The 12,129-nt window shown below is 68.8% G+C and carries 10 protein-coding genes, 3 tRNA genes and 2 pseudogenes; 8 read left to right on the top strand and 7 right to left on the bottom strand.

Annotated elements, in window-relative coordinates; genetic code table 11:
- Nucleotides 1–132: 132 nt before the first annotated feature.
- Nucleotides 133–205: transfer RNA gene (locus tag LT974_RS01530), tRNA-Arg, on the bottom strand.
- 183 nt (nt 206–388) lie between these two features.
- Between LT974_RS01530 and LT974_RS01535 the strand changes: the two genes are divergently transcribed.
- Nucleotides 389–1,804: a single-stranded DNA binding protein gene (locus LT974_RS01535; RefSeq protein WP_232588892.1), complete on the top strand. Its 1,416-nt coding sequence runs from the start codon at nt 389–391 to the stop codon at nt 1,802–1,804.
- Here LT974_RS01535 and LT974_RS01540 read toward each other — a convergent pair.
- Nucleotides 1,801–2,028 (bottom strand): hypothetical protein, encoded by a 228-nt coding sequence (locus LT974_RS01540; protein WP_232588893.1) that lies wholly within the window; start codon nt 2,026–2,028, stop codon nt 1,801–1,803. The two genes, LT974_RS01535 and LT974_RS01540, sit on opposite strands and share 4 nt — an antisense overlap.
- 91 nt (nt 2,029–2,119) lie before the next feature.
- Between LT974_RS01540 and LT974_RS01545 the strand changes: the two genes are divergently transcribed.
- Complete coding sequence (locus tag LT974_RS01545; RefSeq protein WP_232588894.1) at nt 2,120–2,551, top strand: histone family protein; 432 nt, start codon at nt 2,120–2,122, stop codon at nt 2,549–2,551.
- A pseudogene (locus LT974_RS01550) lies at nt 2,548–3,387 on the top strand (histone deacetylase family protein); the annotation flags it as partial. The gene LT974_RS01545 and the pseudogene LT974_RS01550, both read left to right, overlap by 4 nt.
- On the opposite strand, the gene cca reads toward LT974_RS01550, so the two are convergent.
- The gene (cca, locus tag LT974_RS01555; protein ID WP_232588895.1) at nt 3,333–4,721 is read right to left on the bottom strand and encodes a CCA tRNA nucleotidyltransferase; all 1,389 of its coding nucleotides are present in this window, start codon (nt 4,719–4,721) and stop codon (nt 3,333–3,335) included. The pseudogene LT974_RS01550 and the gene cca overlap by 55 nt on opposite strands.
- A 100-nt stretch (nt 4,722–4,821) precedes the next feature.
- Here cca and LT974_RS01560 point away from each other — a divergent pair.
- Nucleotides 4,822–4,894, top strand: a tRNA-Asn gene (locus tag LT974_RS01560).
- A 379-nt stretch (nt 4,895–5,273) separates the two neighbouring features.
- Nucleotides 5,274–5,382, top strand: a tRNA-Ile gene (locus LT974_RS01565).
- A 131-nt stretch (nt 5,383–5,513) separates the two neighbouring features.
- Here the strand turns inward: LT974_RS01565 and LT974_RS01570 are convergent.
- A pseudogene (locus LT974_RS01570) lies at nt 5,514–5,741 on the bottom strand (sensor histidine kinase); the annotation flags it as partial.
- Between the two features lie 307 nt (nt 5,742–6,048).
- On the opposite strand from LT974_RS01570, the gene LT974_RS01575 reads away from it, so the two are divergent.
- Nucleotides 6,049–6,894: a DUF7260 family protein gene (locus LT974_RS01575; protein ID WP_232588896.1), complete on the top strand. Its 846-nt coding sequence runs from the start codon at nt 6,049–6,051 to the stop codon at nt 6,892–6,894.
- Nucleotides 6,895–7,093: 199 nt separating this feature from the next.
- Nucleotides 7,094–7,909 (top strand): SAMP-activating enzyme E1, encoded by an 816-nt coding sequence (ubaA, locus tag LT974_RS01580; RefSeq protein ID WP_232588897.1) that lies wholly within the window; start codon nt 7,094–7,096, stop codon nt 7,907–7,909.
- 3 nt (nt 7,910–7,912) lie between these two features.
- Here the strand turns inward: ubaA and LT974_RS01585 are convergent, their stop codons facing one another.
- On the bottom strand, nt 7,913–8,806 hold the full coding sequence (locus LT974_RS01585; protein WP_232588898.1) for an alpha/beta fold hydrolase: 894 nt from the start codon (nt 8,804–8,806) through the stop codon (nt 7,913–7,915).
- Nucleotides 8,807–8,962: 156 nt separating this feature from the next.
- Between LT974_RS01585 and LT974_RS01590 the strand changes: the two genes are divergently transcribed.
- Complete coding sequence (locus LT974_RS01590; protein WP_232588899.1) at nt 8,963–9,367, top strand: DUF7522 family protein; 405 nt, start codon at nt 8,963–8,965, stop codon at nt 9,365–9,367.
- A gap of 15 nt (nt 9,368–9,382) precedes the next feature.
- Here LT974_RS01590 and LT974_RS01595 read toward each other — a convergent pair whose 3' ends face one another.
- Together LT974_RS01595 and LT974_RS01600 are read right to left on the bottom strand one after the other, a co-directional pair.
- Nucleotides 9,383–10,771 (bottom strand): FAD-dependent oxidoreductase, encoded by a 1,389-nt coding sequence (locus tag LT974_RS01595; protein ID WP_232588900.1) that lies wholly within the window; start codon nt 10,769–10,771, stop codon nt 9,383–9,385.
- A gap of 101 nt (nt 10,772–10,872) precedes the next feature.
- Nucleotides 10,873–12,120, bottom strand: a complete 1,248-nt coding sequence (locus LT974_RS01600; RefSeq protein WP_232588901.1) for a hypothetical protein — start codon at nt 12,118–12,120, stop codon at nt 10,873–10,875.
- Nucleotides 12,121–12,129 lie beyond the last annotated feature (9 nt).

Consider the following 12,129-nt stretch of genomic DNA (forward strand, 5'->3'; position numbering starts at 1 on the left):
GTGGTAGCGGGCGGCACGGCGGTCGCTCGCGGTCGTGGCAGCGCGAGAATGTAGCGTCCGGACGGAGTCCGCGCGAGCAGAGCGAGCGCGGGCACGTCCGGTCGTTTTGAGCGAGCGCTAGCGAGTGAAAAACGTCCGGACGGAGATTTGAACTCCGGTCCCTGGCTCCGCAAGCCAAGAGGATAGTCCACTACCCTACCCGGACTCACTCTGTCGTAGCCCGGACTTACGTAAAGCGGTTACGATTCGGGGTGCACGCACAGTCCGTAGGTTCAAACCGGAGGCCGCGCCATCCTGCCGTGTGCCATCCACGACCCGCGGACGGAGACGGCGGAATTCCCCAAGGACAACGCTTATGCGCGGCTCGCGTCTGGGGTGAACTACGATTATGGGCGACGACATCGAGGACGTCTACGGGGACCTCGACACCGACGTGTCCCTCGAGGAGTTCCGGGACGCCGTCGAGTCGAAGGTCGAACAGATGGGCGGACTGGCCGACGAGGAGACGGCCGCCATGCTCATCGCCCACGAGCTCGAGGACGGCGAGGTCAACGGCGTCGCGGACGTCGAACCCGAGATGGACGAGGTGAAGTTCATCGCGAAGGTGACGAGCGTCGGCGACGTGCGGACGTTCGAGCGCGACGACGACGAGGACCCGGAGGGCCGCGTGGTCAACGTCGACGTCGCCGACGAGACCGGCAGCGTCCGGCTGTCGCTGTGGGACGAGCAGGCCGAGGGTGCCAAAGACCAACTGGAAGTCGGCGACGTACTCCGCGTGAAGGGTCGTCCGAAGGACGGCTACAACGGCATCGAGGTCAGCGCCGACCAGGTCGAGGTGGACAACGACGAGGAAGTCGACGTCCCGGTGCAGGACGAGTACCGCGTCGAGGACCTCTCGCTGGGCATCTCGGACGTGAACCTCACGGGCGAAGTGCTGGGCACCGAGGAGGTGCGGACGTTCGACCGCGACGACGGCAGCGAAGGGAAGGTCTCGAACGTCGTGCTCGGCGACGAAACCGGGCGCGTGCGCGTCACGCTCTGGGACGACCAGGCCGAGACCGCGACCGAACTCTCGCAGGGCGAGGTCGTCGAGGTCGTGGACGGCTACGTCCGCGAGCGCGACGGCAGCCTCGAACTCCACGTCGGCGACCGCGGCGCGGTCGAGCCCGTCGACGCGGACGTCGCGTTCGTACCGGACACCACACCCATCGAGAACCTCGAACTCGACGACGTCGCCGACATTTCGGGCGTCATTCGCTCCGCCGACCCCAAACGTACGTTCGACCGCGACGACGGCAGCGAAGGTCAAGTCCGGAACGTGCGCGTGCAGGACGACACGGGCGACATCCGCGTGGCGCTGTGGGGCGACAAGGCCGACCTCGACATCGGCCCGGGCGACGAGGTGGCGTTCGTGGACGTCGAGATTCAGGACGGCTGGCAGGACGACATCGAGGCGTCCGCGGGCTGGCAGTCGTCGGTCATCCCGCTCGCAGACGGCGCGACGACCGGCGACGACGGTGGCGACTCGAGCAGTAGTCCAACTGGACTGTCGGCATTCGAGGACGGCAACGACCCGAGCAGCGACGACGCTGACGACGGCTCGTCGAGCGAGGACGGCGACACCGACGACGGCGAAGAAGTCGAGTTCACGGGCGTCGTCGTGCAGGCCCAGAACCCCGTCATTCTGGACGACGGCGCGGAGACTGTGAGCGTGGAGACGGACGCGGACGTGACGCTCGGGCAGGAAGTGACCGCCCGGGGGCTCCTCCAGGACGGCCGCCTCCGCGCCGAGGAGCTACACTAGTCCCACTCGGCGTCGTCCGGGTGGTTGTCCGCGTTCGTCTCCTCGCGGGCTTCCTGGTAGCGCTCCTCGTCCTCGTGCTCGATTTCCTCCTTGATTCGTTCCTCCCGATACTCCTCGTCGGCTTCGCGGCGCTCCTCGACGACCTCCTCGGCTTCCTCCTCGTCGGCGTCGACCTCCTGGTCGGCGGTTTCTTCGGCGTTCGCCTGGTGGGGATTTTTCGCCATATCCAGTGGTTTGGGTGCAGTTCCCAAATGCGTGGTGGCGGAATGCGTTTCAACGGAAACAGTTAAGCGTGCGACAGCCACCCATTGACGCATGAGCGTCGAACTCCCGTTCGCGCCGGTCGACACCATCATCCGGCGACACGCGGGTGACTTGCGGGTGAGCGCTGACGCGGCCGAGGAACTCGCACGGCGCATCCAGCGCCGCGGCGCATCGCTCGCGCAGGACGCCGCCGAACGCGCGGCCGCGGACGGCCGAAAGACCCTGATGGCGGCGGACTTCGGCGTCGACGAGGTGCCCGACGCCGACGAACTCACGCTGCCGGTCGCGCCGGTCGACCGCATCGCGCGTCTCGACCTCGACGACCGGTTCCGCGTCTCCAAGGACGCCCGGGTCGCGCTCGCGGACCTCCTGGAGTCGTTCGCCTCGGACGCCGCGCAGGGCGCTGCCGTGCTCGCCGAGCACGCGGGACGACGCACCGTACAGGCCGAGGACGTCCAGACGTACTTCGAGCTCGTGGAATGAGATTCGGGTTCAGCGAGACGTGTCTCGCACACGACCCGGGCCCGCGCCACCCCGAGAGCCCGGACCGGCTGCGCGCCATCAAGCGCGGGCTCGCCAAGCGCCACAGCGTCACCTACGAAGGTGCCACGCCCGCCACCGAAGCCGACGTCGCGGCGGTCCACGACCCCGCGTACGTCGACGAGATTTGCGAGTTCTGTGAGTCCGGTGGCGGTGACTGGGACCCGGACACGACCGCCTCCGAGGAGACGTGGCCGGCCGCGCTCGCCAGCGCGGGCCTCGCAAAGGACGCCACGCGCGCGGCGGTGAACGGCGCGGACGGCCGGAACACGCCGTTCGCGCTCGGCCGGCCACCAGGCCACCACGCGGTCTTCGACGACGCGATGGGCTTCTGTTTCCTGAACAACGCCGCCGTCGCCGCCCAGTACGCCCTCGACGACCTCGGCGCGGACCGCGTCGCCATCTTCGACTGGGACGTCCACCACGGCAACGGCACGCAGGACATCTTCTACGACTGCAGCGACGTCTTCTACGCGTCCGTGCACGAGGACGGCCTCTACCCGGGGACCGGTGACGCCGACGAGTACGGCGAGGGTGACGGCGTCGGCTCGACGCTGAACGCGCCGTTCCCCGCGGGCTCCGGGGACGCGGATTTCTGTGCGGCGTTCGACGAACTGCTCGAACCCGCACTCGCCGAGTTCGACCCGGACGTCTTCCTCGTGAGCGCGGGCTTCGACGCGCACCGCCACGACCCAATCTCGCGGATGCACGTCACCACCGAAGGCTACGGCCTGCTCGCCGACCGCGTCCGGACGCTGGCCGACGCGACGGACGGCTCGAAGTACGCTGCGAGTTCCACACCGAACCCGTCCGCGAGTTCCGAAACCGCCTCGCCAGCGAGCACTTCGTAGTCGCCGGCTTCGACGATGGATTCGACGTGCGCGCCGAGAGCGACGTCTTCGAGTTGGGTCTCGACGAACTCCCGGGCGGTCGTGACGGCGCGTTCGCGCTCGACGACGTACCGGTCGCCGTCGAGGAACGGACCTGCGGCGTCGCTGTCCGCGTACTTCTCGTAGAACCCCTGCGCGTGTCCGCCGACGTGGACGGGTGGCCCCTCGTGGCGCTCGACTTCCGGGAGCTCGCTCACGGACAGCTCCGCGAACAGCACCGCGCGGTCCTCGGCCCACGTCGCCGCGCGCAGCACCTCGAACCCCCCGATTTCGAGTCCGCGCACGAGCCCGTCCCGGGAGCGATACAACTGCGGGTAGAGTTGGTCTTCCACGAGGTCCGGCGCCTCGAAGACGACCGCCAGCGGTGTCGTCCCGCGCTCGGCAACGTACTCGCGGACCGCCTCCGCGCCGAGCGGGTCGGGCGTCGTCGGCTCGAAGACGCTCTCGTCGGGGTCGGCGAGGAACTCGCGGACGTAGTGCTGGACGCGCGCGACGTTCTCCGCGGAGACGACCGCGGCAACGTTGCGCTCCGGGTCGGTCGGGTCGACGACCACCAGCGGGTCGTCGAACTCCGCTTCCGCGTGGTCCTCGGGGTCGAGGACGACCGGCGGCTGCCAGCCCCGAATCGCGTCCAGCGTCTCCCGAAATCCGCCGTACTCCAGCACGAGCAGTTCCGTGAGATAGCCTGAGAACCCCTGCGTCCGGAGGTCGCTGCCGTACGCGCCGATGCCCTTCAGGAACTGCTTGAACAGCCGCACGTCGCCGGCGTCCGCCTCGCTCAGGCGCGCTTCGAGGTACGCGTTGTGGAACGGCGTGCGGTCGACCGCCGACTGGATGTCGGTCGCGGACTCCAGCCGGTAGCACGGCACGAGGTCGACGTCGTACCCCTCGAACGTCCCCTTCACGTAGGGGTGTTCGGCGTACTCCTCGCGGCCTTCCGGCAGCACGCCGTTCCCGATTTCGAGCCCGTACTCCTGCAGTTCCTCGCGCGGCAGGTCCGGCGGGAATCGCACGAACAGGTCGATGTCACGGTCGCCCGCGACCCACGTCCCGCGCGCCGTGCTCCCGACCTGCATGACATCCGCCTCGACGGGCAACTCCGCGATGGCGTCCCGCGCTCGGTCGGCCAGTCGCTCTGCGGCCTCGGCGAGCGCGCGCCGTTCGGCCGGCGTCGGGTCCACGCGCTCGCGGACGGCGTCGAGGACCGTCTCGAAGTCGCTCATGCGGCCGAATTCACGCGGCCGCGCCTAAGCCGTGTCGATGCCCGAGCCTGCTGGCGAAACGAAAGCCATTTCAAAACGCACCGGGTAGAAACGGGTGCGAGCCGCCATAGCTCAGTTGGTAGAGCACCTGGTTGTTACCCAGGTTGTCCCAGGTTCGAGCCCTGGTGGTGGCGTGAATTTCTGCGAAATTCACGGCCCGAGAGACGTAGTCTCTCGACGGCGTACTTCTCTCACCGGCTGCTCGCGCAGCGACGGCTGCGCGACAGCCGTAATCGTAGTCGCTGAAAGGGCTCGTGCCCGAGAGTCGCAGCCCGCGTGGTTCGAAAGGCGTTTCGCGCCTTTCGTCATCACGAGAGAGCTTTGCTCTCTCGAACGACAGCCGGGCGACGCGAGGCGAGCAGGAACGTCTCTCGACGTTGCCAGACTACGTCTGGCGGGCCGAGGAACTTCGTTCCTCGACGGCGCTTCTTCCACACTCACTCGCGCCGCGCCGACTGCGCTGTCGTGGAATCCCGACAGGCTAAAGGTTCGGCCACGGGAAGCGGTGTGCGAGGGGCCTTAGCTTAGTCTGGTTCAAAGCCCCCGGCTCATATCGGCGCTCGTCTCTAAGCGGGTGTCGTGGGACACCGGGTGAGCGGTGGTTCAAATCCGCCAGGCCCCATGCAGGTGTCGCTCGCTACGGCGAGCGACGACGAACCGGTTGGCGGATTTGGACCCTGGAAGTCGCGCGCAGCGAACGGAGTGAGCGAGCACGTCTTCCTCTGGTTCACAATCCGCCAGGCCCTCCTCTCGCTGTGCGTCAGCTTCGACGAACTCGAAGCGCGCGCCGCCGCTCGCGCTGTCGGTCACGACGACGTCCCAGCCGTGGGCGTGCGCGACTTCCGCGACGATGGCGAGCTCGAACCCCGTTCCCTCGGGGGTCGTCGAGTAGCCCCGCTCGAAGACGGGCTGCCGTTCCTCCTCGGGGATTCCGGGGCCGTCGTCCTCGACGTAGAAGCCGTCGTCGAGGTTGCCGACCGTCGCCGCCGCCAACTCGGCGTCGGTGTAGCCGGTCACGTTCCCGGCGGCCCGGTTCCCCACCACGACGGCTCCGTCCTCTCGAACTCCAGAAACACGTCGTCGAGCGCGTCCAGAAACGGGGACTCCGGCGCGTCACTCATCGGCAATCACGTACTCGGCACCGCGTCGCGCGTTCATCTCTACTTCGCTACTGACGACGCGGCCACCTGAACGCACCGGCCGAACTCGGTCCCGGGTGGGGACGGGCACCGAGACCAATATAGTACTCCTAGCAGGCTTCTATACGAGCGCTGTCGAAGCCACGGCTATGCCACAGTCTGCCACTCGGGGGGACGGGACCGCCGCGACCGCGAGCTTCGGGGAGTGGATTCTCGACGCGCGCCGCGCGCTCCGCCGCGAGCGCCACATCCTCCAGACGGAAGCAAACGCGTTCGGGCGGTTCTGTCGGCGCGTCCAGTCGGTCGACGCCGACGCCGGGGCGGCCGACTCGGTGCCCGCTCGGTCGGCGACGACCACGCTCGCCGCTCGAAGCGACCACGCCGACAGCACCGCGAGCGCCGCGATTCGGGAGGCGTACGTCGAGACGGTCATGGACACCCCGCATTACGCGGCCGAGTACGGCGACACCTACTGGGAGAGCGTGGCCTCGGAGTTCGGTGCGGAGTTGGCGATGGTGCTCCGGCAGGCCGCTCGCGTGACGCCGCTCCTGCGCGACCAACTGCTCGCCGCGGGCCGCGAGTCCAAACGCAGCCGCAAGCGACTCCGCTCGGACCTCGACGACGAGGCGAGCGCGCTCGACGACGCCGAGCGGACGCTTCACGCGGTCCACGAGGACCTGGTGGCGATTCGCTCGCGGCCGTTCTACGGCTGTCCGCCGCACGAACTCCGGCAGCTCCTCGCGGACCTCGATGCCCTCGAAGCCGACTGCCAGGACCTCGCCGTCCGCCGCCAGGCGGGCGACCTCGAACCGAAGACCGTCCACGTGCCGTCGGCGGCGGCGCGCCCGCTCAACGAGTATCTCTACCAGTCGCTGTCGTCCTCGCATCCGCTGTTGAGTGCAATCGGGCGCGCGAGCGACGAGGTCGTCACTACAGCCCGACGAGTCCGTCGCGCGCTCCCGCCCGAATCAGAAACCGCCGAATACGGCGGATAGAGGGCTTCTTCTGGGAATTAGTCTACCGCAGCAAGCAGCGATTCGACCTGACAAGACATTTACCGGGGGAGTCGGTATGAGCCACTGCCGGGTAGGGGTACCCGTAGTTCTTTCGTCGCTGCACCCGCCAGCGGCAGCCTCGTCGACGCGTACTGCCCGACGGGAAACGCTTACCCGCGCCCGCGCCGTCTCCCCGGGTATGTCCGGGCTGAATCTCGACCCGGTGCAGCTCGACCGCTACTCGCGACACATCATCATGGACGACGTCGGTGCCGAGGGGCAGAAACGCCTGCTCGACGGCGACGTGCTCGTGGTGGGCGCGGGCGGTCTGGGCGCGCCGGTCATCCAGTACCTCGCGGCCGCGGGCGTCGGCCGGCTCCGCATCGTCGACCACGACGACGTCGAGCGCTCGAACCTCCAGCGCCAAATCATCCACGCAGACGCCGACATCGGCCGCCCGAAGGCCGAGAGCGCTCGCGAGTACGTCGAGGACCTCAACCCCGACGTGGACGTCGACGCGCACGTCACGCGCCTCGACCAGTCGAACGTCGGCGAGTTCCTCGACGGCGTCGACTACGTGGTGGACTGTTCGGACAACTTCGCGACGCGCTACCTCGTCAACGACGCGTGTGTGCTCCGCGACATCCCGTTCAGCCACGCCGCCATCTACCGCTTCGAGGGCCAGGCCATCACGTACGAACCCGGGAACGCCTGCTACCGCTGCCTGTTCCCGGAGGCACCACCCGAGGGGACGATTCCGGACTGCGCGACCGCGGGCGTCCTCGGCATCCTCCCCGGGACGATGGGCTGCATTCAGGCCACCGAGTGCGTGAAGGGATTGCTCGACTACGGCGAGCGCCTCACCGGCCGCCTCCTCTTCTACGACGCCGGCGACATGTCCTTCGAGACCGTGCCAGTCGCGAAGAACCCCGACTGTCCAGTCTGTGGCGACGACCCCGCCATCGACTCCGTCGCGGACGTCGAGTACGTCGAAGGCTGCACCGTCCCATCGTAACGCCTACCCGCCGCTCGCGCTCTCCTCGTGCCCGACCGCCCAGCCGAAGACGTCGCGCGCCTCCTCGACGATTGGCCGGAAGTGGCCCGCGGCCTCGTAGACCGTGAGGTCGGCGTCCGGCACCGCGCTGGCGACGCGTTCGCCCGCCGCGACCGGGACGTTGGTATCGACTTTCCCGTGGAACACGCGCGTCGGCACCGTGACGTCCGCGAGGTCGAAGTCCCACGCGCCGTAGAGCACGCTGTAGTCGGTTGCTAGCGGTGTCGTCCCCTGACGCAGTCCCTCGCGGAAGTCAGCTAGGAGCACGCGCCCGCTCTCGCCGCGCCGCGGGTCCGCGAGGTCCGTGTCGGGTTCGCCGACCACGTCCGTGAACGAGTCCGCGCTCGCGACGGTGCGCGCCATCAGCCAGACGAGCGGCCGGCCGAACTGCGGCGACACCCGCGACGCGGACGCCAGCGCACGCTCGAACCCTAGGTCGCCGCGCGCAGAGCCGGGCGGCCCGATGCCAGAGACGACGGCACAGCCCGTCACACGCTCGGGATTGTGCGCGGCGCACGCCAGCGCGTACGGCCCACCCCCGGAGAAGCCGACGACGGCGTACTCCTCGATGTCGAGGTCGTCGGCGAGCGCCGCCACGTCGGCGGCCCAGTCCGCGAACCCCCGACCGGGCTGGCGGTCGGACGCGCCGAATCCCGGGCGGTCGGGCGCGATTACTCGCGCGCCGACGTCGGCTTTCGCGTCGCGGCCGAGCTGTCCGGAGATTCGGGACCCCGGCGTGCCGTGACAGAAGAACACGGGCGTGTCGTCGGGGTCGCCGTACTCCACGTAGGCCAGCGTGCGGCCGTCGGGCAACTGTACCTCCTCGGTCGGAACGTCGTCGCGCAGGTCGGGGACCATCCCGTTCGGGTGGTTCTCGGCCGCCGAGAAAAACGTTGTCCGGCTCAGTACTCGTTCAGCTCGACGAGCCGGTCGGCGATGCGGTGGGCGCCGCGCACTTCCCGGTTCGTCGTAGCTCACCCGTGATTTTTTACTGGCCCTCTCCGCAGACCCAGTATGGGAAACGATAGCAACCTCGACGAGGAGTTCGCGGACGAACTCGTCAGCGTCTGCCGAACCACGGTCGGCGACCGCCTCCGGAGCGTCACGTACTTCGACACCACCCACGAGCAGCAGATCTACCTCCGCGACGACCTCGAATCCGGCGCGAACATCGTCGGATTCGCGAACGAGGAGCGCAGCGGCTTCAAGTCCAAGCGCATCTACGAGGACACCGAACTCGGCGACTACCAGTTCACCATCCGCGCGTTCGAGCACGGCTACCTCACGCGCGTCATCCACGGCTACCACGGCGCGTTCGTCACCACCGACCGCCTGCCGACGGACCGCTTCGAGGAACTCGCCAGCGCCGTCGACAGCGTGCTCGGCGAGTACGACACCGCGTGGCTGCGCCCGGACTGACGACGCCAGCGCTCCCTACAACTGCGCGGCGGTCTCGCGGAACAGCCCGTCCAGAATCTCGGGCGTCGTCGGGTGGTACGCGCGGTCCGGGAGCTCCCGGACGTCCATCGCTCCCTCCAGAATCACCTGCATCGTCTTCGCCATCGCGTCCGCGTCGTAGTGGAGGCCGTGGTAGCCGAGCACGGTGCCGTCGTCGGCGTCCACGACCAGCCGCGCCGTCCCTCGCGAGGCGACCTTCGCTTTGAACACGCCGTCGTCGCTGGCGTCGCGTTGCGCGGTCACGACTTCGTGGCCTTCCGCGCGCGCCTGCTCGGCCGTCAGCCCGAGTGACGCGAACGGGTAGACGCCCGCGCCCGAGAACATCACCTTGTGCGGGAGCGGGTCGTACTCTTCTAGGGGTTCACCAGCCTCGCGGTGGGCGACGTTCCGGCCCGCGAGGTACCCCTCCTCTTTGGCCGTGTGCAGGAGCATGCGGTCGCCGACGGCGTCACCGACGACGAACACGCGGTCGTCGTCCGTGGCCTGCATCGTGTCCCCGACCCAGCCTGAATCCGGGGAGAGCGCGGTTCTCTGTATTCCGTCCGGGAACGACGGTTTGCGGCCCGTGAACAGGAACAACTGGTCGCCCGCGGCGACGGAGCCGTCGTCGAGGTGGACGCGTGCGCCGCCATCCGCCGTCGCCTCGACGCGCTCCTCGCGGACCTCCGTGCGAATCTCGACGCCGAACTCCTCGCGGTACATCTCCAGCAGTTCCTCGCCGAACGACGGATGGTAGTCGTCCAGCGGCCGGTCGTCGTGCTCGATGACGGTGATGTCCATCCCCGCCGCTTCCGTGAGGTACGGGACGAGTTCGAGGCCGACGTAGCCGAACCCCATCACGACCCCGGAGTCCGGGAACTCCGTCGCGTCGAGCACGTCCCGGCTCCCCATCCAGTCCACGTCGTCGATGCCCGGGAGGCCGGGGACATTCAGCGTCGACCCGGTCGCGAGCACGACGTAGTCCGCTTCGACGCGCTCGCCGCCCACGTCCAGCGTGCGGTCGTCGACGAACTCGACGGTTTCGTGGTGGAACGCGACGTTGTCGCGGTCCGCGAGATCGTGGACCGCGCTCCGGCGGTGCTCGGCGTATCCGAGCACGTTGTCGTCCTTCCGCTCGACGACCGCGTTCAGGTCGACGTCCGGCACGCTCCCGACCAGCCGGTCGTCGTGGCGCGCCTGATAGCGGTGCGCGACCGCCGATAGCACCTCCTTCGAGGGCATGCACCCGCGGAGGATGCAGAGCCCGCCACCGGGCTCGCCGTCGTCGACGAGTGTCAGTTCCACGTCCGCCTCGGCCAACGCTTCGGCGGCCGCGACGCCCGCGCTCCCGTACGCTCCGACGACGACTACGTGCGGTCGCGTCATAGTCGACTCGACGAGCGCCCGCGAGAAATGGTTTCGGCCCGGAGCGACGCGCGCCGGAGTCGGCCGCGCCGAGAGAATGTGCGGAAGTCGGTTCGCAGTCGCTACTGCCGGAGCGCGTACAGCGCCGCGCCGAGCACCGCGACCAGCGCGGTGCCGAGACCGAATCCGGGCGCGCCGCCGCCGGTCTCGCCGCCGTCGCCACCAGACTCGGTGGTGTCTGCGGCCGTCGTCTCGGCGGTGGTCGTCGTCTCACTCGTCACCGTGCCCTGCGCCGTCTGCGTCGTTTCGGTGGTTTCGCTCCCCGTCATCTCGATGGTGCGCTTCGAGAAGTGGCTGAGCGCGACGTACACCTTCGCCTTCGACGACGCGGTCGACGACTGCTTCACCATGTACCGCGAGGCGTCGCCGCCGATTGCGCCCTCCAGTTCGCTGTACGCGGACGCTTCGACGGCGGCTTCGCCGTCCACCGCCACGTTGAGGTCGGAGACGGTCCCGACCGCGGCCTCACTGACGCTCGTGACGACGATTTTCCCGCGCTCGCGGGTGCGGTTGACGGTCACGCGAACGGTGTCCTCGGCGGCCTGCTCGGCCGCGATGGCCGTCTGCTGGCTGTACGTCACCGTGTCAGTCACCATCTCGCCGTCCTGCTGTTCGACGTACACCTCGCCGGTCGCCGTCCCGGACGCGATGTACTCCTCGGTCTGGTCGTCCTCGCTGGACTTCTCCTCGGGGTACGCGCGGAACACGAGCCGCGAGTTGCTGTCGAGCCGCGCGGAGACGTCGCCGTCCTCGTTGACGGTTACGGAGCCGTTCCCGACGACCACGAACGTCCCCTGGGTGCCGTTCGCCGTCGTCACCTCGACCTGACTGTCGGACTCGCTCTCGGCCGTCGTTCCCTCGGAGACGTTCGCCACGACCACCTGGCTGTTGCCGCCCGCCGCCACGACGAGGATGCCGTGGTCGTTGTCGTGGGCGGTCATCGACGCCGACCCTTCGGCGGCGATTTCGGCTCCGGCGTTCGCGCTCGTCCGCATCGAGAGCGCGCTCCCGGCGATGCTCGTCACCGTCGAGAGGTCGACGCCGACGTCCACGCCGACGCCGCCGTCGGTGGCGGACTCCGACTGGACTTTCACGCTGTCGAGGGCGGCGTCCCCGCCGACGCTGTAGTTCACCACGGCGTTCTGCCGGACGTCGAACTGCACGTGCGTCCCGGCGTACGCCGACCCACTCTGTGCCTCTGACACTGCGCCACTGCCCTGCGTACTGGTCGCTGCCGCCGCGGCAGCCGTCGTCCCGGCGCTCGCGACGACCAACACCGTCAGCAGTGCAGCGGTCGCTGTTCGTTTCATCGCGTTCGA

The sequence above is a fragment of the Halobacterium noricense genome, assembly GCF_021233435.1.
Taxonomy (GTDB): Archaea; Halobacteriota; Halobacteria; order Halobacteriales; family Halobacteriaceae; genus Halobacterium; species Halobacterium noricense.